This is a genomic window from Frankia sp. CcI49, assembly GCF_001983215.1.
GTDB lineage: Bacteria > Actinomycetota > Actinomycetes > Frankiales > Frankiaceae > Parafrankia > Parafrankia irregularis.
On record NZ_MOWP01000026.1, the window covers coordinates 213,328 to 233,356 of the forward strand.

Consider the following 20,029-nt stretch of genomic DNA (forward strand, 5'->3'; position numbering starts at 1 on the left):
CATCAGGGCCGGCGCGGCACCGCCTCGACGGGTGTGTCCCCAGGCCCGGGCACGGCCGGCGTCGCGGGGGTGGCTGGCTGGGCGCGACGACCCCGCGCCACGGCGCCCGCCGCAGCGACCAGCATGAGCGCCAACACCACGCCCAGGGCCCCGGTGGGCACACCCACGAGCTTCAGTCCGCTCAGCGACACCACGACGACGATCGCCGGGCGGATCAGCGCGCTGGTGGCGCTGCCCGCCGAGATCCGGGCGCCGAGGTAGACCCCGGGCAGCGAGCCGATGAGCAGCGAGCCGGTCAGCCCCAGCTGGAAGTCGCCGAAGAGCAGGTGGCCGAGTGACGCGGCGGCGACCAGCGGGACGGCCTGGGCCAGATCGGTCCCCACCAGCTGCGAGGCACGGATCGACGGGTACAGGGCCAGCAGCAGGACGATGATCAGCGAGCCCGAGCCCACCGACGTCATCCCGACGACGAGGCCTCCGACGACACCGACGGCCAGCGTCGGCAACCGCCGGACGGTGACCTCGACGGCGGCGTCGTCGTCGGTCGGTGCGGGTCCGCGGCGGCGGTCGAGCTCCGCCTTCGCGAGCATGGCGAGCGCGGCGACGATCAGCACCGCCCCCATGAAGATCTTCATCCGGTCCTGGACGGCCTCGCCGTCGCCCATCGCGCGCAGGATCAGGACACCGCAGAAGCCCGCGGGCACCGAGCCCAGGACAAGCCAGGTGACGAGCCCGCGGTGGACCGTGCCACGGCGCAGATGCACCGTCGCCCCCACCGGCTTCATCACCGCCGACGCGACCAGGTCGCTCGAGACGGCCGCGAGCGGCTGCACCCCGAAGAGCAGCACCAGAATCGGTGTCATCAGCGCGCCGCCGCCCATGCCGGTCAGCCCGACGACGAATCCCACCAGCACCCCGGCCAGGGTGACCAACGGGTCGATCTCCATGTGTGGACCACCTTCCCGACGGGGATGATACGCATTTCCGGCGACAGTCCACCCAGTGCGGACCGAGAGCAACCAGAGATTCTCGATCCGCACCAGGACGGCGGGAGCCGTGGTCATTCCCGCCGCCACCACCCCGCTGGGCGAGCCCCGGGTCGGACCCGTCGCCAGGTCCCACCATCCGCCAAATCATTCTCCGGCCAGTTCGCGACCCGGCACACCAACATTCCGGAAATTACCCCGCACCAATTCGCCGCAATTTCGCGGCGGAAAGATTTTTGTTTGTCGATGAATTCCGGGTGGGAGGCCCTTCATTGCTGCGGGGCCGCCGCACGTGAATTCAGCGATGGGGGAACGATGGGAAAGTCCGCACCACGTAGGATCCTCGCCCTCGCGGCGACGGGCGTTGCCGCCGCCGCACTGGCCCTGGGTCCGGGTGCCGGGTCCGCGCAGGCGTTCTGGGACGACAAGGGATACCACCAGAACAAGCACGACAAGGACGACTGGTTCGGCGACGACTGGTTCGGCGACAAGGACAAGGACAGGCGGCACAAGGACAAGGACGACTGGTTCGGCGACAAGGACAAGGACAGGCGACACAAGGACAAGGACGACTGGTTCGGCGACAAGGACAAGCGACACAAGGACGAGGACAAGTGGGACAAGGACGGCTGGGGCAAGGAAGCCAGCTGGCGCAAGGACAAGGACGACTGGCACAAGGACAAGTGGAACAAGGACGACTGGCGCAAGGACAAGTGGGACAAGGACCGTAAGCACAAGGACAAGTGGGACAAGGACGACTGGGGCTGGTAGTCCGCTGCCCCCATCACGTTCCTGACCCACCACATTCCTGATCCACCACGTCCCAGACCGCTGATCACCGCCGAGCCGGGCAGCGGCACGGGGACGGCGCCGGGGAACAGGCCTGTCAGGATGCCGGCGACATCAGCGGGCACCGGCGGGACGTTCCCCGGCGCGCGGCCACCAGGCCGCCAGCACCGCACCGGGCCGTCAGCGCCGCACCTGGTCGCCAGTCGTCAGCGCGGCGACCAGGCGGTCAGGTGACCAGCTCACCGAGGCCCCAGACGGCCGCCATCGCGAGGCCGGCACAGATCTCGACCAGCAGGCCGACCCCGAAGGCGACCGTCGCCGCCCAGGTCGACGCGCCCGCCCGCACCGGGTCCCGCAGGCGGGCGAGCTCGGCCAGGTAGATGCCGGCGAGGCCGCCCACCAGCAGGCCCACGACCGGCACCACGAAGAACCCGACGACAGCGCAGACCGCACCGACGAGCATCGTCCCGATCGGCGCACCGGAGGCGGACGCGGCGCGGCCCGGCAGCACGTACTTGGCCAGGGTGCCGGCGACGAACAGCGCGCTCATCACCGCCAGCACCGCCCAGCGCCCCGGCCCGCCACCGTCGGCGATCGTCCACCACGCGCCGGCGCACCAGACCAGCAGCAGGCCCGGCAGCACGGGGACCAGGACACCGACCACCCCGACCGCCATGACCAGGGCCACCGCGAGGAGCTCGACGCCGCTCACGGCACCGTCTCCGTCACCTGTCCACCGGCGACACGCAACCGTCGGGTCACCCGCACCGCGTCGAGCAGGCGGCGGTCGTGGGTGACCAGCAGCAGGGTTCCCGCGAAGCCCTCGACGGCCTTTTCGAGCTGCTCGATCGCGGGAAGGTCCAGATGGTTGGTGGGCTCGTCCAGCACCAGGCAGTTCACCCCGACTCCCTGCAGCAGCGCCAGGGCCGCCCGGGTGCGCTCCCCGGGCGACAGCGACGACGACGGCCGGGTCATCTGATCGGCACCGAGGCCGAACTTGGCGAACAGCGTCCGGACGTCGGCGGCCGAGGCACCGGTGGCCTCCTCGGCGACGGCGGCGGCGGTGGACGCCCCACGGAACGCCGACCGCGCCTGGTCGATCTCGCCGAGGCGCACGCCGGAGCCGAGCGAGTGGGTACCCGCGCTCAGCGGCAACCGGCCGAGCAGCGCGGCGAGCAGGGTGCTCTTCCCACCGCCGTTCGGTCCGGTGATGACGAACCGGTCAGCCCAGGCGACCGTGAGGTCCACCGGCCCGAGCCGGAAACCGGGGCGCTCCACGACGGCGCCGGACAGCGTCCCGACCACGTCACCCGAGCGGGGCGCGGCGGCGATCGACATCCGAAGCTGCCATTCCTTGCGCGGCTCGGCGACCGCACCCTCGCTGTTGTCCAGGCGGTCGAGCTGCGTCTGCAGGGTGCGAACGCGCCCGGCGCTCTTGGTCGCCGCCTCGATCCGGGCGCCCCGGGCGGAGCGGTCGGAGTCCGAGGAGCGGCGCTTCGCCCTGACCGCACCGCGCACCGACTGCTCCCGCTGCCGCTGTACCTGCTCGACGAGATCGGCGCGGCGGTCGGCGAAGCGCTCGTAGCGTTCGCGGGCCTGACGGCGCGCGAGCCCGCGTGCTTCCAGGTAGGCGTCCCAGCCGCCCGCGTAGCGGGTGACCGTGTGCTGGTGCGGATCGATCTCGGCGACCCCGTCGATCGAACGGTCGAGGAACTCCCGGTCGTGGCTGACCACGACGAGCGCGCCCGCCATCTGCGCCACGTAGCGCTCCAGTCGCTCCAGGCCGTCGAAGTCCAGGTCGTTGGTCGGCTCGTCGAGCAGGGTGATGTCGAACCGGGAGAGCAGCACGCTCGCCAGCGAGCCGCGCGCGGCCTGGCCGCCGGACAGCGCGACCGTCGGACGGTCCAGCGCACCGGCGGGCAGGCCGAGGTCGGCGACGACCTGCTCGGCCCGGGTGTCCAGGTCCGCCGCGCCGATCGCCAACCAGCGGTCCAGCGCGTGGCTGTAACGATCATCCGCGCCGGCCACCGAGCCGGACAGGTCGGCGGTGGCCTCGTCCAGGGCCAGCTGTGCCGCTGTGACACCGGTCCGCCGGGCCAGGAACTCCCGCAGTGTCTCGTCGGCACGCCGGTCGGGTTCCTGGGGCAACAGCCCGACCACGGCGGTGGGCGGCGAGAGGTCGATCCGGCCGCCGTCGAGGGGGACCAGGCCCGCGAGCGCCCGCAGCAGGGTCGACTTGCCGACCCCGTTGGGGCCGACCACGCCGAGACGGTCGCCCGGCGCGACGGTGAGCGAGACGCCCGCCAGGACGACGGCACCGCCACGCAGCACGGTCAGATCGGAGGCGACAAGTGTGGCCGACATGGGTCCAGTGTCGTCCGCCGCGCGGGCGCTGTGTCAGCCGGTCACGCCGACGCCCGGTCGACCCGGTCACGCCGGCGGCTGATCCAAGCCCGGGCCGCGGCTCGGACGGGCGGCTCACCCTGGTCCGGCCGGGAGGCGAATTCGCCGCAGAGCCACCGAAACGTCCACAATGGTGCGATCATGCGGTGTTTACCTTCATACCGGCGCGTGAGCCAGCGGCGCCTGGGTAACCGGCGCCTGGGTAACCGGTGCCCGGGTGACCGGCGCCCGGGCCATCGGCGCCTGCTGGATGTCAACGTGCCCGCGCACCGGGCGGCGTCGTGAACATCGATCGCGACCACATCGCCGCGGCACTGCCGGGCTACACCCTCGGCGCCGAGCTCGGCCGTGGGGGCTCCGGTGTCGTGCTCGCCGCCCGGGACGAGGCGGACCAGCGGGTCGCCGTCAAGATCATGCAGATCGCCGACGAGGAACGGCCCCTGTTCGGCGTCACCGGCGTGCCCCGTGTCCTCGCCGCGACCGATCCCGACGCCGAGGCCGAGGCACGCCTGCTGGCCGGCCTCGACCACCCGCACTTGGTGAAGGTCTCCCATCACGTCCGCCACGGCGACGTCGCGCTGATCGTCATGGAGCTGCTCGACGGCGGCAGCCTGGCGCAGCGGGCCGCCGCCGGGCTCTCCGTCGAGGCCGCCTGCGCGATCGGGCTCGGTACGGCGGCGGCGCTCGGGCACGCGCATTCCCGCGGGATCCTCCACCGCGACGTGAAGCCCGCGAACATCCTGCACACCTCGGCCGGTGTCCCGAAGCTGACCGATTTCGGCATCGCCCATGCGGACGTCCCGAGAGCCGGCGGACGAACACCCGTCCGCGCACCCTCGGGCACTCCGCGTTACATGGCGCCGGAGCAGTTCACCCTCGGCGAGCTCGGCCCCGCGACCGACCTGTACGGCCTCGGCGTCGTGCTGTACGAACTGCTCGCCCGCCGGCCCGTCTTCCAGGTGCGGCCGTCGACGAAGCAGGGCTGGGCCAACCACCATGTCGCGGTCACTCCGCGCCCACTGACCGGCATACCCGGGCCGGTCGCGCAGGTCGTCGAGTGGGCGCTCGCCAAGGATCCGGACCGGCGCCCGGCCGACGCCCGCGAGTTCGCCCTCGCCCTCGCCCAGGCGATGGCGGGCACACGTGGAACCGACTGGCTCACGCGGGCCCGGACGCCGACGTTCCTGGACGACGACGTCCGGGCGGCGGCCAGTCGGTTCCCGGCCCGGACCGCCGAGCGGCCGCGGCAGGCGAGCACGCCCCCCGGGGCCGACCACGGCCTGGAGCCGGTCCTCGACGGACCGGATACGGTCGACGACGACGTCGCTGTCGACAGTGACACCGCTCCCGACGGTGACACCGCTCCCGAAAGGGCCGTCGCCGCTGACAGCGACGGTGACGCACTGACGGACAGCGAGCACCGCCCGCCGCCGGGGTACCCGCGGCGGCCGAGGAGATCCTGGAGGTCGGCACCTTGGCGACGATCTTGACGATCGAGCTGCCTGGATGAACGATCGCCCGATACCACGCCACCGCAGGGAGCCACCACCGCTGGCCGCGGCACAACGACCACGGGACCGGCTCGGGCGGCCACTGCCCTACGGCTCGCCCGGGGTCCCTCCACTCACCGAGGACCTGCCACGGTCGCCCCGGGAGATCCTGCTCACCGCGCAGAACCTGCTGGACGAAGGCCTGTACTTCCAGGCACACGAGGTACTYGAGGCCGCCTGGAAGGCCGCTCCGGCCCTGGAACGTGACCTGTGGCGTGGGCTCACCCAGATCGTGGTCGGCCTCGTCCATGTCGGCCGCGGCAACCGGCAGGGCGCGATCACGCTGCTGAGGCGCGGACTGGCCGGCCTGGCACCGCGACCGCGCCCGTCCGAGGGGCCGGCGTCAGCACCCGCCGCCATCGACTCCGCTGCCGCCGACTCCCCGCTCCCACCTGGCGGGCCGGACCGGCCCCGCGAGCCCGACGCGGCGGCACCCGCCGAACCTGCCGCCGGTCAGGCCGGTCAGGCCGGTGGAGCTGGCGGCGGATGGGGACGACGCGACGTCGATCTTCCCGGCGTCACCGGCTGGGCCGACGATCTGCTGCGCCGGTTGGAGGCCGGTGAGGTGCCGGTGGCGGACCTGCGACCGCCCCGCCTCCTTCGGTCCTGACTCCGCCGGCCGGCGGAGTCAGGGAGCGGACGCGCGCGCACCGGACCTGCGGCTGTCGCCCTGGCGGCGCAGGTGCACCGCCACGGCGATGCTGGTCACGGCGGCCCACGCGCACCACAGGGAGGTGACGGCGTCCGTCTCGAACCAGGCCAGCAGGCCGACCGCGGCCAGGTTGACGGCGCCGAACCAGCGCAGGAAGCGGAGGCTTGAGACGAGCAGCGCACCACAGGTACTGAGCAGATACAGCACGATGACCGCGATGCCGGCCCACAGATCCACGCGGTACACGATGTGGTGATGGTCCGCGTTGGCTGTGACCGGCCCGTCGATCAACGTCGCGGCGAGTGCCACCGCGCAGAGGGCCCCGGCGACGAGGCTCACGATCTCGTACCGCCGATGCGCGGGCACCCGTTCCAGCGCGAGCACCGTGACGGGCACGTACATCGGCAGCACGACAAAGGCGAATCCCAGGTAGATCGCGGTCGCGACCGTCTGGCCCGGCGCACCGACCGAACCCCGCAGGCTCCACCACACGAACGCCTCGACGAACGTGTGCCCGGCCAGCAGGATCGGCAACGCGGCAAGCGGCCACTGCGCACGGCGCTGAACGTGCCGGAGCGCATCGACACCCGCGGCGCCGATCACGGCAGCGGCGACGACGTCCGCCTCCGGGGAGAAGCACATCCGGAACCCACCCCCGATCGCCGCCCCTTCGAGTATCGCGCGGGCCAGCCCCGGCCGGCGCCGGTCCACCGGGATCAGCCGGCGGCCGACCGCCGCCCGGATCAGGTGGGCGCCGGCGTCGTCGCCTCCGGTGCTCCGGGCGCGACGGCCGCCAGCAACGCCAGGAACTCCCGCTCGTCACGGGTCGGAATTCCCAGCTGCGCGGCGGCCCGCGCCTTGCGGGTGGCTCCGCGCCTCTCGTTGGTCACCACAAGGCTCGTCCGCCGGCTGACGCTGGCGGTCACCTCCAGGCCCGCGGCCGCCGCCCGGTCGACGAGCGCGCCGCGCTCGGTCCTGGTCGGTCCGGTGAAGACGACCCGCATGCCCTGGACCAGCGGAGCCCCGGGCGCCAACGGGCCGGGATTGCGGTAGCCGCACGGCGGCGGCCGCCCCGCCACGGAGTAGCGCGGCGGATACACCGCGACACCGTCACGTTCGACACCGCACCGGGTCAGCGGCAGTTCGAGGAACTGCTCCGCGGCGCGGCTGAGAATGCGGGGAAGAAGTGCCGCGAGAACCTCGGCGTCGTCCTCGGCGTCATGCGCCCGCCGCTGGGTGACACCCCAGTGCTCCGCGAGGGCCGCCAGCCGCAGGCTCGCCAGTTCCAGGCCGAGCCTGCTGGCCAGTGTCAGCGTGCACAGCCGCCATTCCACCGGCAGCGTGCGCCCGATACGCAGCCCCTCACCGGCGAGCATCCGCCAGTCGAATGCCGCGTTGTGCGCGACCAGAACGCGCCCGGCGAGCAGCTCGGACAGTTCGTCGACAACGGCCGCGAAGGTCGGGCTGCCGGCAAGGCGCTCCCGGGTCAGACCGTGGATGTGCACGGGGCCGGGATCGCATCCCGGATCGAGAAGTGTGGACCAACGGCCCTGTACCGCGCCGTCGGGAGCTGTCAGCACAACGGCCACGGACAGCACTCTGTCCCGAGCGGGCGACAGGCCTGTGGTCTCCACGTCAACCACCGCGTACGGGCGCGGGAACCGCGCTGGAAAGCCGAGCGGGTCAGCAACCTCAGCACTCACAGCCGGAGATGATGGCGCAGACCTGCGACAACGGGCGCCACCCAGGACGGAGCAGTGCACAGGCAGCGCGTTCCTGGTGCGCACGGAGTGCCGCGCGAGGGAAACGACAAATACTTCCCGCGCGAAACGGTGCTATTGTGCTTCCGTTGCTTGAATGCCGATCGACGTTCCGCGCGTGGAGCGTGCGGGCGGGTCCGGCCGTCCCGCGCGTCCGGTGCGGGCACGGGTCGGAAGCGTCTCGCCGATGCCTGCCGGGGTTTCGACGAGGCTTGCACCGGTCGCTGTCGGGGGCGGCGCGATGCGGCTCCTTCCGCTGTGGAGGCACCACCCGGGTGCCACCACCAGACGACCTCCGGGTCAGGGCGGGCCAGGGCGGCACAACGGTGCGCGGCGATCGAAAGCACGCGACAAAGGCGTCGAGATGTCGAGATGAAGTCCGCGGCACGGATCGGAGGGCGGGGGCGCGCAAGAAAGAGGTGAGATGAATGTTCGTCGTGCGGCCCGACCATCCCCTTGTTTTTCCAGAGCCAGGGCCCACCCATCCGCTCCGCCGGCTACGGGCATTGCACGGCTGGTCCTATGAAACCGTGGCGCGAATCGTCGCCGCACGTGCCCGTGAACTCGGTGTCTCCAGCATGGCGGCCCAGCGCCAGAAAATCTGGCGCTGGGAGAATCGCGGGGTGATCCCGGATCGGATTTCCCAGCTCGCGCTCGCCCGCGAACTGGGCGTCTCGGACCACGAGGTGAGCGCCCATCCGTGGCCGACCTGGCTGCCGTCGCTCGGCGCACCGACCTGTGCCCAGCAGATCGCGACCCTGCGCGGGCTCCTGGAACAGGTCAGGGACACTCTGCGCGCCGGCGACAGCGTCACGGCGTCGGTTCTGGTCGAGCAGGGCCTGACCGTCCCCGTCGACGAGATGGTGCTGGACACTGCGCTGCTGCGCACATCGGCGGTGCGCAACGCGATGGTCCGGACGTCACGGCACGGCTCGCCACACCGCGCCCCCGGTCAGCTCCGTTCCTGACGGCGCCGCGGCATTCCTGTCAGTCCGGAACGCGGTCGTCCCGTCCCGAGCCCGCACGGGACGACCGCGCCGGAGCCTCTCCGGCCAAGCGGTGCGGTGCCGGGGTCCGAGCCGTCAGCGGGCCGCCAGCCCGACCAGCATGAGCACCAGCACGGCGAGCGCCACGATGGCGATCCCGAACGAGCCGGTGACGGCTGTCACAGCGGTGGCAGCGGTGACAGCCGCTGTCACCGACCATGGACCCACCCGGGCGGTCCGCTCTCCCACGGCCTGRCTCCTGGATCGGGCCCGGACGGAGTGGGATCCGCCGACCCGCCGGTGCCGGCAACGCCTCCGCTCGGCCCGGTGGCTGCGAGGTCGCGGGGGCCGGGCCGGCGCCGCGGCCGTCACCGTGCCGGCCGGTGCCCCGGGCGCGACCCGCCCCCCGGGCACCCGCTGCGCCTCAGGTACCACCTGCTGATCCCCAGGTGCATGCGGTGCGCCAGGTACGTGCTGTGCCCCAGGCGCATGCTGTGCCCCGAACGCCGCCCGTCTCGACGCGGCGGCGGTGGTTCCGCCCCAGGCAGGCCTGCCGCCCGGGGAGCGCGTACCGGCGGCGGTGTCCATCCTGGGGGCCGCCCGCGGCGCCGTCGTCTCGGCTCCGCCGGTTCGCTGGTCCTCGGTTCGCTGCTCCTCGGTCCGTTGCTCGGGAAGCACACACCGCAGGTACGCCAGGGGCGCGCCTCGTCCCGTCGACGCCGCCGGGACGCTCCGTCCCGGCGGGACGCCCGCGCCGGGCCTGCGCCGGCCGGCGGCCGGGGACGCCGAGGGAGACGGCGTGGGGCGCGGCGGCGTCGGAGCCCGCACGATCGGCAGCAGTTCGACGTCCTGGGTGTCGAGGTCGAGGATCCGGGCGTCGAGATGCGCGGTGGACAGCCAGCCCGCCGCGATCACCTCGTTCACCAGCGCCGTCAGGTCGGTGCCCTCGGCGTCACTGCTGACCGTCGGTCCCACGTCCGACAGGGCGAGCAGCTCCCGCAGCAGCGCGCGGATGTCGGGTCGCGCCTGCGCGTTCTTCGCCAGGGCGCGGGCGAGCAGCCCGTACAGGCGACCGGGCACCCCGTCCAGGTTCGCCGGGTCATGCCGGACGCGGAACAGCACGGCGTCCGCCGAGCCCCCGCCGAACGGCGAACGTCCCGTCGCCGCGTACGCCACGGTGCAGCCCCAGGCGAACACGTCCATGGCCGGGTCGTTGAAGCGTCCGCTGATCTGCTCGGGGCTCATGTAGGCGGGGCTGCCCACCGACGAGCCCGCGCCCGTGAGCGACACCGTGTCGACGGCCTGGGCGATACCGAAGTCGACGACCCGCGGCCCCTCCCTGGTGAGCAGCACGTTGGAGGGCTTGAGGTCACGGTGGACCACGCCGGCGTCGTGGATGGCGACCAGTGCCTCGGCCAGGCCGACGGCCAGCGTGCGCAGCGAGTCACCGGCGAGCGGGCCGTGCTGGCGCACGTACTCGGCGAGGCTGGGCCCAGCCAGGTACTCGGTGGCCAGGTAGGGCGGGTCGCCATCCGGATCAGCGGCGAGCACCCGGGCCGTGCAGGCGCCCGCCACCCGGCGCACGACCTCGATCTCGCGCCGGAACCGCGCCCGGAACTCCGGGTGATCGGCGAGCTCCGCCCGGATGATCTTCACTGCTGCCGGCGGACCGTCCGGCCCGCCCATCGTCCCGTAGTAGACCGTCCCCATCCCGCCGGCGCCGATGCGGCGGGTGAGCAGGAACGGCCCCAACCTCCTCGGAATCTCCATCCGCCGGGCTCCCCCCCGTTCTGAATGTCCGGACAGACATCCACCGAAATCGTGCCCTGACAAAACGGATGTACCGGAAATTTCCGCCAGACCGTGCTAGCCCTTACACCCGTTCGGGACCAAGGACCCACGAAGATTCGATCATGAATCGACTGCGACGCCCGTCACGCCCGCCCGGTCGGCCCGGCCAGGAGCCACTGAGAGGCCTGCTGGACGCCCTGCCGGCCGCCCACCGATCGCCGGGCCGACACAGCCGGCCACGGCACGCGCCGCCGCCTCCGCCGCGACGGCGCACCTCATCGAGGGTGACCGTCCGACCACGGAAGTGGCGCCCGCCCGAGGCACCTGCGGGCCGGCCCACCGGAGGAGAGCGCCCCGCCCACGGGACGAGACCATGCGGGCCGCCGGCACACCCCGGCGATCCGGGCGCGGCCCTCCGATGCCCGCCTGCTCCGCGACCCGCCGAGCAGGTCCGGATCTTCCGCCCCTGGCCGATTTTCGCCGGACTCCCAGACGTCGTACAGTGCTCCCTACCAATGGCACAGTCTCTGTAGACGTGTTCGGGAGTCACCCCGTTCGGCCGCCTGTCCGCCACGGCACACGATTCCCGACCCTGACGTTAGGGTAGCTTTGTCGACGATACGCAGGGACGAATCCCATCCCGGCCTGATCCGCCGCAACGCTCTCCAGATCGGAGAAGTCGCAGAGCGGGTGGGATTGTCACTGCGAACGGTCCGTTACTACGAGGAGGCCGGCCTTCTCGTCCCCACGGGCCGCACACCCGGCGGTTTTCGCCTTTATGACGACGACGCGGTTGACCGCCTCCTTCTCATCAAGAAGATGAAGCCCCTCGGTTTCACGCTCGAGGAGATGCGGTCGCTGCTCACGGTCCGCGACGAGCTGGCCGACCCCGGGCTGACCGCGCAGCGGCGGGTGGAGCTTCGGGAGCGGCTGCGGACCTGGGCCGTCCTGGCCGAACAGAAACTCGCGGCCCTGCGTGAACAGGCCGGTGTCGCCGAGGACTTCGTCGTCGGCCTGCACGGGGACGTCGAGCGGTCCCGTGCCGGCTCCGACGACCCGCACGGGCAGCCCGGCCAGTCGGCACAGCAGGGGCGGCCGAGCCAGGTGGACGACCAGCAGGCCCAGTGACCAGTCCCGCCGCGCACCGCGCCGGGTTCGATCGCTCCGGCGCGTTCGGCGCCGCCTCCATGCCCGCCGGCGGGTCCGCAATATGCTGGGTTCGCCCCTGCCGGCCACGGCGCGGCAGCCGAATGCGCCCCGGCCGGCGCGGTCGCGCCAACCCCACAGTCACCCCGCCCGCGATACCGACGTAAGGGTCGAATTGTCCACGACTGGCAACATCACCCCGTCCTCAGCCCACCGCGGCAGCTACGAGATCGGCGAGGTCGCCACTCTGGTGGGGCTGTCCCTGCGGACGGTCCGCTTCTATGAGGAGGCTGGCCTGCTCGTGGCCGTCGGGCAGGCCGACGGTGGCGGGCCGCTCTACGACGACGACGCGCTCGACCGTTTCCTTCTCATCAAGAAGATGAAGCCGCTCGGTTTCACCCTCGACGAGATGCGCGCGCTGGTGGGCCTGCGGGAGGAGATCGAGCAGGACGGGCTTCCCCGGCAGCGACGCGAGGAGCTGCACGAACGGCTCTCCGCCTGGGTCAGCCTCGCGGAGGACAAGCTGGCGTCGCTGCAGGAGCAGGTGCGCGTCGCCGAGGACTTCATGGTGACGCTGCACGACGACACCGTCCGCGCCCGGCTGCGTTTCGACGCCGACCCGGACGCCTACTGACGCCTGCCGCTCCTGGTACCGCCGCTCCTGGCACCGGGCGGCTCCTGGCACCGGGCAGCTCCTGACACCGGCGGCTCCGGGTCGGCACCGGCGCTGTGCTCTGCCAGCAGCAGATCTGCCGGAGGCAGAGCACACCCCTGGCGGCCGTCGCCGTCGGTGAGGCTGGCAGCGCCGGCCCTTCGTCGTCTCCCACCCCCGCCGGGCCGGCGGGAGGTCAGCCACCATGCACACTTCGTCCAAGGCTCACCCGCGGGTCCAGGCCCGCCCACAGCTGCAGGCCCACACCCGGTTCCCGGCGCAGGCGCAGTTCCCGGCGCAGGCCCAGCTCCCGGCCCACGCGGGCGGTGACGCCACGGGCTCACCGTCCGGACCGTCCGAGGAGCACGTCTTCCAGCGCCTCCTCGCGAACCGCATCGTGTTCCTCGGTTCGGCGGTCGAGGACGCGATGGCGAACGCCATCTGCGCCAAGCTGCTTCTGCTGGCCGCCGACGACCCGACCGCGGACATCTACCTGTACATCAACTCACCGGGTGGCTCCGTCAGCGCGGGAATGGCCATCTACGACACGATGCAGTACGTCTCGAACGACGTCGCGACCGTCGCGCTGGGGCTCGCCGGCTCGATGGCCCAGGTCCTGCTCACCGCGGGCGCGCCCGGCAAGCGCTACGCACTGCCGCGGTCACAGGTGCTGATGCACCAGCCATCCGGCGGCATCGGCGGGGGCAGCTCGGACATCGCGATTCAGGCCACCCAGATGCTGGCCACCAAGCGCCTGCTCCAGCAGCTGATCGCCCTGCATTCGGGGCAGCCGGTCGAACGCATCGAGGCGGACGCCGACCGGGACCGCTGGTTCACCGCCGAGCAGGCACGCGAGTACGGCCTGGTCGACCATGTGCTGCACCGTGCCGGCGAGCTGACCGACGGCCCGGCGGGTGGCCCGGCAGGAGGCCTGGGCGGCGGCCCGGCGGGTGGCCCGCCCGGCGGCCTGGTGGACGTCTCAGCGCGCCACGACCGCGTGCCACGCCACGGCGGACCGGCTCCCGAAACCCGGGTGGCCCGGCCCGCCTGACGCAGCAGGCACGGCCGGGCCCGCCGCCCCGGGACGGACCGCGGGCCGGCGCTGCAGCCCTGGCCGCGGCGAGAGCGGGTACCGGTGGCGGGCGAGCGCCCGGCGGGCCAGGTGGCGGCCGAGGACCGCATGCGGACCGGAGAAACCACCGGACACGATCTCGTGCGGCCCGGCCACCCCCACCTGGCCCGCCTGGCCCACCAGACCGCCGACGGAGCGGACAGCGCTGACACCGAAGCCGGCGCTGGAGCTGGAGCTGGAGCTGTAACTGGAGCTGACGAAGCCGACCGGGCGGGCGGGCTGCGCGGGCAGAGGCTCATAGCGGACGAGCTCACCCATCACGACGACGAGCAGGTCGACCAGCCTGATGCCCAACGCGCGGCAGATCGCCGCGAGCACCTCCGAGGAGGCCTCCTTGCGGCCGCGTTCGACCTCCGAGAGGTACGGCATCGACACCTGGGCCGCGTCGGCGACGTCCCGCAGGGTGCGGCCCTGTTCCCGCCGCAGCCGGCGCAGCGCCTCTCCGTACAGGTCACGCAGCGGCGGCGTGACCGCCTCGCGGGCCCCGGCCACCGGTCCGTCGGTTGTCGTCACGCCCGCGTCCTCTCCCCGCCCTGCCCCTGCACGCAGGGTACGCGCCCCGCCGCGCCGGGACGACGGCCTCCCGGTCAGGAACCTGCCGAACCCACCGCGGTCCGCAGCCGGTGGGCGAGCGAGGTGTGCCGCTGGCCGTGGCCGGCCGAACGGACCGCCTGGCCGATCGCGCGCCGCGACCCGACGATCACCACCAGCCGTTTCGCGCGGGTCACCGCCGTGTAGAGGAGGTTGCGCTGGAGCATCATCCAGGCACTCGTCGTCAGCGGGATGACCACGGCCGGGTACTCGCTGCCCTGCGAGCGGTGGATCGTCACGGCGTAGGCGTGCACCAGCTCGTCGAGCTCGGTGAAGGCGTAGTCGACGTCCTCGTCCTCCTCCGTGCGCACGGTCAGGGTCTGGTTGTCCTCGTCGAGCGCGGTGACGACGCCGAGCGTGCCGTTGAACACGCCGTTCGCGCCCTTGTCGTAGTTGTTGCGCACCTGGGTGACCTTGTCGCCGACCCGGAAGACCCGCCCGCCGAAGCGGCGCTCGGCCCGGTCCGGGCGGGCTGGGGTGAGCGCCTCCTGCAGCGCGATGTTGAGCGCGCCGGCGCCGGCGGGCCCGCGGTGCATCGGCGCGAGCACCTGGATGTCGCGGCGCGGGTCCAGGCCGAACTTCGCCGGGATGCGGCGGGCGACGACGTCGGCGGTGAGGGCGGCGGCCTGCTCGGCGTCCTCGGCGGCGAAGAGGAAGAAGTCGTCGAGCCCGCGCACGTGCGGCTGCTCGCCCCGGTTGATGCGGTGCGCGTTCGTCACCACACCCGACTCGCTCGCCTGCCGGAACACCTGGGTCAGCCGCACGTGCGGGATGGGAGTGCCGGGGGCGAGCAGGTCGCGCAGCACCTGCCCGGCGCCGACGGACGGGAGCTGGTCGACGTCGCCGACCAGCAGCAGGTGTGCGCCGGGTGCGACCGCCTTGACCAGCTTGTTCGCCAACAGCAGGTCCACCATGGATGACTCGTCGACGACCACCAGGTCGGCGTCGAGCGGGCGGTCCCGGTCGAAGGCCGCGTCCCCGCCGGGGCGCAGCTCCAGCAACCGGTGCACGGTCGACGCCTCGTGGCCGGTCAGCTCGGCGAGCCGCTTGGCGGCCCGCCCGGTCGGCGCGGTGAGCACGACCTTCGCCCGCCGCGCGCGGGCCAGCTCGACGATCGACCGGACCGTGAAGCTCTTCCCGCACCCCGGCCCGCCGGTCAGCACCGCGACCCGTGACGTCAGTGCCAGGGTCACCGCCGCCTGCTGGCCCTCGGCGAGCTCGACGCCGGTGCGCCCGTGCAGCCAGCCGAGCGCCCGCTCCCAGTCGACGTCGGCGAAGGCCGCCAGGCGGTCGGTGTCGGCCCGCAGCAGCCGCAGCAGCTGGTTCGCCACCGAGACCTCGGCGCGGTGGAACGGCACCAGATAGACGGCGGCCACCGGCTGCTGCGGGTCCTCCCCCGGCACCTCCTCCCGGGTGACCCCCTCCTCGGCGACCAGCTCGGCGAGAGCTTCGATCACCGCCCCGGTGTCGACGGCGAGGATGCGCACCGCGTCACTGATCAGCTGGTTCTCCGGGAGGAAGCAGTGACCGCCGTCGGTCGCCTCCGACAGGGTGAACAGCAGGCCGGCCTTGATCCGCTGCGGGCTGTCGTGCGGGATGCCGACGGCCTGCGCGATGACGTCCGCGGTGCGGAACCCGATGCCCCAGACGTCGGTGGCCAGCCGGTAGGGCTCGGTGCGCACGACGCCGATCGAGGCGTCCCCGTACTGCTTGTAGATCTTGACCGCGAGTGACGTCGAGACACCGACGCCCTGGAGGAAGACCATGACCTCCTTGATGGCCTTCTGTTCGTCCCAGGCGGCCGCGATCGCCTTCGTCCGCTTCGGGCCGAGCCCGGGGACCTCGATGAGGCGCTCCGGGGTGTTCTCGATGACGTCCAGCGCGGTGAGGCCGAAGTGGTCGACGATCCGCTCGGCGAAGCGCGGGCCGATCCCCTTGACCAGCCCGGAGCCCAGATAGCGCTGGATGCCCTGGATGCTGGCCGGCAGGACGGTGGTGTAGTCCTCGACCTGGAACTGGCGCCCGTACTGGGGGTGCGACCCCCACCGCCCGCGCATGCGCAGCGACTCGCCGGGCTGCGCACCGAGCAGCGCGCCGACCACCGTCAGCAGGTCACCGCCGCGGCCGGTGTCGACGCGGGCGACCGTGTAGCCGGTCTCCTCGTTGGCGTAGGTGATCCGCTCCAGCACCGCCTCCAGCACGGCGAGCTGGAACGGCGCGCGGCCCGCGGCAGTATCCGCGGCACCACCCGCGGCAGTTGTGGACACGGCCGCTCCCTCCATCCTCAGGCCAGGGCCGCCGGCGCGCGCGAGACGTGCGCGTGGACGTCGCCTGATTATCAGGCCCGGTCACGACACCTTCGGGGGGCGGTGCGGTTCCGGGTCCAGGCCCAGCGGAGCGCCTCCGCCGCCGCCGAACAGGACCCGAGGGTTCTGGTCGCCAGAGCCAGCGAACGTGTGGCAGATCGCGAGCTTCGGGCTGTGGCCGCCGCCAAACGGGACCTGACGATCGGGGTCGTCGGGACGACGAAAATCCTCGGCTCTTCGCGCCGCCGCGTCGGGCGGCCGCCGCGACTGTGGCTGCTGCCGGGCAGCAGTTGAGGATCGTGGTCGTTCTCGCAACCAGAATCCTCAGTTCTTGCGGATTGCCAGGTGGCTCTGCGCCCCTTTTGCCGCTCTTGATGTGAATCGCCGGACCGGCGCTGCGCGATGGCACGGGATCCCCGTCCCGGCCTGCCCGCGACCCACCGTCGGCGACCCACCGCCGGCGGACCGACCCACCGGCGGGCTGACCCGTCGGTGCCGCTCACCGGGGGCGCGCGACGACCATCACATCCCGCCGGACGTCCGATGGCGGGCGCCGCCGGAACGCAGATGTGCTGGGCACGGCCGCTGCCCGGGGTAAACCGGCCGGCCCGTAGAGGCCATCCCCCCGAATTCGGGGATCCACGAAGGCCAGCGCACCTGCCAAAAGCCGCACTTCGCTCTTTACGGTTGCCGTCGTGCACGCCAGAAGGGCCTTTGTGGCCGCATTCACCCTGTCGGTCCTGCTGCTTGCGAGCTGGTTCGGTTTTTCTCCCGGGACGACGGCGGCGGCATGGGCGGAGACGCCGAGGCCGGCCTGCGGGGGCCGGGTCTCCTCGACGGACGACGTCGTCGCTCTGATCACCGAGTCCGCCGACTGCCCGGGCTCGGTGAACGGCTACTGGCGCAACCAGCTCGGGACGGCGTGGACCGAGCCGCACTACGTGCCGTACCGCAACGGCGAGATCCCGAAGATCGCCTGCGCGGACGGCGTCACCGATCCCCAGGTGTTCGCCGACAACGCCCTCTACTGCACCCTCGACGACACGATCGCCTACAGCACGGACTTCATGTCCCGGCTCGCCGACGACGGCGGCCCGTCCTACCCGGCCTTCGTGGTCATGCACGAGCTGGGCCATCGCGGCGACCGGATCGCCGGCGTGCTCGGCGCGGTGTCCCGCGCCGAGGAGAACCAGGCCGACTGCCTCGCCGGCAACCAGGCCCGTTTCGCCGTCGACGCGGGCCGGCTCACCCAGGACGAGGCCGTGAACGGCACCACGCTGTTCTACAGCCTCGGCGACACCCGCGGCGGCTGGCTCGACCAGGGCGGCACCGCGCCGGACGCACACGGCACGCCGGCCCAGCGCGCCCAGTCGTTCTCGCTGGGGTACCAGCAGAGCATCGCCACCTGCCGCACCATCGGCCAGTCCCGGGACGGGAACGTCCCGCTGATCTGACCCGGGGTGGCCTGATCCGGCTCAGCAGCGCCGGCCGGCGGAGCCCGGCGTCGTGGAGCGCCCGGACACCGAGTCCCAGTGGATGCGGATCCAGGTCGGCCGCTCCAGGTTCGCCGCCCAGGGTGCGAGCCCGCGGGCCTCGAGCCGCCTGATCTCGGCGTCGTCGCGGACGGCCTCGGCGTACCCGTTCATCAGGACGCTCCAGCCGACCCGGACGGTCTCGTCGAAGCCGTCGACCTCGAACGCGACCACGCTGTGGCTGGTGGCGGCGGAGAGCTTGGACCCGACGCGGGACCGGAACGCGATGGTGTTGCCGTCCACGATGTAGTTGACGGGGAGCACGAGCACCTCGCCGTCGGCCGCGAACGCGACCCGGCCGATGCGCTCGCCGCCGACCAGGCGCAGGCACACGTCGAAGGTGAGGACGCCGAAGCCGGCGTGGTCACGCGGGATGTCCTGCCCGGGGATGCCCCCCAGATCACCGTCAGCCCGTGCGGCGGCGGGGGCCGCCGGAGCGCCGATGTGCGCAGGAGCAGGAGCATTGGTCCGCGTCATGACGGCCTCCCTGGTCGTGGATCTGGTCGTGGAACCGGGGTTCTGACCGGTTACCGGGCCACCGTAGGCGTGGCCCGCCCGCCGCGGGCAGTGTCGGTCGCCGCGTTCGGATGGTTCCTGCGGCCGGTCACCGGCCGCCGTCCGGACGGGCGGCGGCCGGGACCGATGGCCGCCGGAACCGGGCCGCGGCACCCGATGGCTGCCACCCGCGCCTGACCGCGTCGCGGACGACAAAGGCCACGACATAGGCCACATCCGGGGCCGAAAACTCCAACAAGCACCACCCTTCGAGAGCATCCAGCTACGTTCAGCGCATGGACGAGGTTCCTCGCGGCGTAGGACGGACGGCGCTCGCCACGGCCTGGATCCGGGCCAGGGCGAGCCGCCGGCCGGACCGTCTCTTCGACGACTGGCTCGCGCAGCTCTTCGTGGACGCGGCCGGCGACGCGGTGCCCGTGGTCCCACCCGACGCCGACGACCAGCTGCGGATGTGGGCCAGAACTCTGATGACCTACCTGGACGTCCGCACCCGCTTCTTCGACGACGAGCTGGGCGCGGCGGTGGCCGCCGGCTGCCGGCAGGTGGTGGTGCTGGCCGCCGGACTGGACACGCGGGCCTTCCGGCTGCCCTGGCCGGACGGCACCCTCCTGTTCGAGGTCGACCGCCCCGACATGCTGTCGTTCAAGGAGCGGGTGCTCGCCTCGACGAGCTTGCGGCCTCGGTGTGAACGCCATCCGGTGGTCGCCGACCTGACCGAGGACTGGGTCGACCGGCTGCTGCGGGCGGGCCTGCGCCCGAGCCTGCCCACGGCCTGGCTGGCCGAGGGCATTCTCGTCTACCTGGAGGCCGCCCAGGCCGAGCGGCTGCTGACGAACGTCACCGACCTGTCCGCGCCGTCGAGCCGGTTCGCCCTCGAGGACGCGACCGGCCTGTCGAAGGAGCTGCTCGACGAGGTGCGCCGGATACCGCCGATGGGTGAGTTCGCCGAGCTGTGGCACGGTGGCCTGCAGGGCGAGTCGGCGGCCTGGCTCGGCGACCACGGCTGGCGCGGCCACGAGACCACCTTCACCCGGGCGGCGGACCGGCTCGGCCGGCGCCCGGACCAGTCGATGCCCATCGAGGGGTCCTTCGTGACCGCCCAACGGACCGGCCCGTCGGAGCCGGCCGGTGTCACCCGGGCCACCGCGCCAAGCCACGCCGGGGCGACCGAGAGCAACCGGTTCAACGGGCGCCGCCCCTGGGCGACCACCGGGTGAATTCCACCTTTCGGCGAACG

The 20,029-nt window shown here is 72.7% G+C and carries 18 protein-coding genes; 9 read left to right on the forward strand and 9 right to left on the reverse strand.

Annotated elements, in window-relative coordinates:
- Window positions 1–2: 2 nt before the first annotated feature.
- Window positions 3–947, reverse strand: a complete 945-nt coding sequence (locus CcI49_RS22910; RefSeq protein ID WP_054566106.1) for a sulfite exporter TauE/SafE family protein — start codon at window positions 945–947, stop codon at window positions 3–5.
- A 354-nt stretch (window positions 948–1,301) separates the two neighbouring features.
- Between CcI49_RS22910 and CcI49_RS22915 the strand changes: the two genes are divergently transcribed.
- Window positions 1,302–1,757 (forward strand): hypothetical protein, encoded by a 456-nt coding sequence (locus tag CcI49_RS22915; RefSeq protein WP_076829169.1) that lies wholly within the window; start codon window positions 1,302–1,304, stop codon window positions 1,755–1,757.
- 244 nt (window positions 1,758–2,001) lie between these two features.
- On the opposite strand, the gene CcI49_RS22920 is transcribed toward CcI49_RS22915, so the two are convergent.
- Both CcI49_RS22920 and CcI49_RS22925 read right to left on the reverse strand, forming a co-directional pair.
- Window positions 2,002–2,487, reverse strand: a complete 486-nt coding sequence (locus tag CcI49_RS22920) for a DUF456 domain-containing protein (RefSeq protein WP_076829170.1) — start codon at window positions 2,485–2,487, stop codon at window positions 2,002–2,004.
- Window positions 2,484–4,139 carry an ABC-F family ATP-binding cassette domain-containing protein gene (locus CcI49_RS22925; protein ID WP_076829173.1) on the reverse strand — a complete coding sequence of 552 codons (1,656 nt, stop codon included), beginning with the start codon at window positions 4,137–4,139 and terminating at the stop codon, window positions 2,484–2,486. Before CcI49_RS22925 ends, CcI49_RS22920 begins: the two co-directional genes overlap by 4 nt.
- 320 nt (window positions 4,140–4,459) lie before the next feature.
- Between CcI49_RS22925 and CcI49_RS22930 the strand changes: the two genes are divergently transcribed.
- Window positions 4,460–5,668 (forward strand): serine/threonine-protein kinase, encoded by a 1,209-nt coding sequence (locus CcI49_RS22930; RefSeq protein WP_076829175.1) that lies wholly within the window; start codon window positions 4,460–4,462, stop codon window positions 5,666–5,668.
- Window positions 5,669–5,684: 16 nt separating this feature from the next.
- Window positions 5,685–6,338 carry a DUF309 domain-containing protein gene (locus CcI49_RS22935; protein ID WP_076829176.1) on the forward strand — a complete coding sequence of 218 codons (654 nt, stop codon included), beginning with the start codon at window positions 5,685–5,687 and terminating at the stop codon, window positions 6,336–6,338.
- An 18-nt stretch (window positions 6,339–6,356) separates the two neighbouring features.
- Here the strand turns inward: CcI49_RS22935 and CcI49_RS22940 are convergent, their stop codons facing one another.
- The gene (locus tag CcI49_RS22940; protein WP_241840197.1) at window positions 6,357–7,091 is read right to left on the reverse strand and encodes a DUF6629 family protein; all 735 of its coding nucleotides are present in this window, start codon (window positions 7,089–7,091) and stop codon (window positions 6,357–6,359) included.
- Between the two features lie 32 nt (window positions 7,092–7,123).
- Window positions 7,124–8,143 carry a DEDDh family exonuclease gene (locus CcI49_RS22945; protein WP_347280135.1) on the reverse strand — a complete coding sequence of 340 codons (1,020 nt, stop codon included), beginning with the start codon at window positions 8,141–8,143 and terminating at the stop codon, window positions 7,124–7,126.
- Between the two features lie 425 nt (window positions 8,144–8,568).
- Here CcI49_RS22945 and CcI49_RS22950 point away from each other — a divergent pair, with 425 nt between their 5' ends.
- A complete protein-coding gene (locus tag CcI49_RS22950) occupies window positions 8,569–9,108 on the forward strand; it encodes a helix-turn-helix transcriptional regulator (RefSeq protein ID WP_054566100.1) in 540 nt (179 codons plus the stop codon).
- A 114-nt stretch (window positions 9,109–9,222) separates the two neighbouring features.
- On the opposite strand, the gene CcI49_RS43500 is transcribed toward CcI49_RS22950, so the two are convergent.
- The gene (locus CcI49_RS43500) at window positions 9,223–10,896 is read right to left on the reverse strand and encodes a serine/threonine-protein kinase (RefSeq protein ID WP_131831154.1); all 1,674 of its coding nucleotides are present in this window, start codon (window positions 10,894–10,896) and stop codon (window positions 9,223–9,225) included.
- Window positions 10,897–11,535: 639 nt separating this feature from the next.
- On the opposite strand from CcI49_RS43500, the gene CcI49_RS22960 reads away from it, so the two are divergent.
- From CcI49_RS22960 to CcI49_RS22970, 3 genes are all read left to right on the forward strand, one after another.
- Window positions 11,536–12,045 carry a MerR family transcriptional regulator gene (locus tag CcI49_RS22960; protein WP_083473224.1) on the forward strand — a complete coding sequence of 170 codons (510 nt, stop codon included), beginning with the start codon at window positions 11,536–11,538 and terminating at the stop codon, window positions 12,043–12,045.
- 193 nt (window positions 12,046–12,238) lie between these two features.
- The gene (locus tag CcI49_RS22965) at window positions 12,239–12,697 is read left to right on the forward strand and encodes a MerR family transcriptional regulator (protein ID WP_035953426.1); all 459 of its coding nucleotides are present in this window, start codon (window positions 12,239–12,241) and stop codon (window positions 12,695–12,697) included.
- 223 nt (window positions 12,698–12,920) lie between these two features.
- Window positions 12,921–13,766 (forward strand): ATP-dependent Clp protease proteolytic subunit, encoded by an 846-nt coding sequence (locus tag CcI49_RS22970; protein ID WP_076829179.1) that lies wholly within the window; start codon window positions 12,921–12,923, stop codon window positions 13,764–13,766.
- Here CcI49_RS22970 and CcI49_RS44210 read toward each other — a convergent pair.
- The gene (locus tag CcI49_RS44210) at window positions 13,695–14,306 is read right to left on the reverse strand and encodes a helix-turn-helix transcriptional regulator (RefSeq protein ID WP_347280136.1); all 612 of its coding nucleotides are present in this window, start codon (window positions 14,304–14,306) and stop codon (window positions 13,695–13,697) included. The genes CcI49_RS22970 and CcI49_RS44210 overlap by 72 nt on opposite strands.
- Before the next feature lie 128 nt (window positions 14,307–14,434).
- Window positions 14,435–16,639, reverse strand: coding sequence for an ATP-dependent RecD-like DNA helicase (locus CcI49_RS22980; protein ID WP_116437473.1), 2,205 nt, complete (start codon window positions 16,637–16,639; stop codon window positions 14,435–14,437).
- A gap of 800 nt (window positions 16,640–17,439) precedes the next feature.
- Between CcI49_RS22980 and CcI49_RS22990 the strand changes: the two genes are divergently transcribed.
- The gene (locus CcI49_RS22990) at window positions 17,440–18,198 is read left to right on the forward strand and encodes a neutral zinc metallopeptidase (RefSeq protein WP_241840198.1); all 759 of its coding nucleotides are present in this window, start codon (window positions 17,440–17,442) and stop codon (window positions 18,196–18,198) included.
- A gap of 21 nt (window positions 18,199–18,219) precedes the next feature.
- Here CcI49_RS22990 and CcI49_RS22995 read toward each other — a convergent pair whose 3' ends face one another.
- Window positions 18,220–18,753 carry a pyridoxamine 5'-phosphate oxidase family protein gene (locus CcI49_RS22995; protein WP_076829181.1) on the reverse strand — a complete coding sequence of 178 codons (534 nt, stop codon included), beginning with the start codon at window positions 18,751–18,753 and terminating at the stop codon, window positions 18,220–18,222.
- Window positions 18,754–19,067: 314 nt separating this feature from the next.
- Here CcI49_RS22995 and CcI49_RS23000 point away from each other — a divergent pair, with 314 nt between their 5' ends.
- Window positions 19,068–20,009 carry an SAM-dependent methyltransferase gene (locus CcI49_RS23000; protein ID WP_054566095.1) on the forward strand — a complete coding sequence of 314 codons (942 nt, stop codon included), beginning with the start codon at window positions 19,068–19,070 and terminating at the stop codon, window positions 20,007–20,009.
- The last annotated feature ends 20 nt before the right edge of the window (window positions 20,010–20,029 follow it).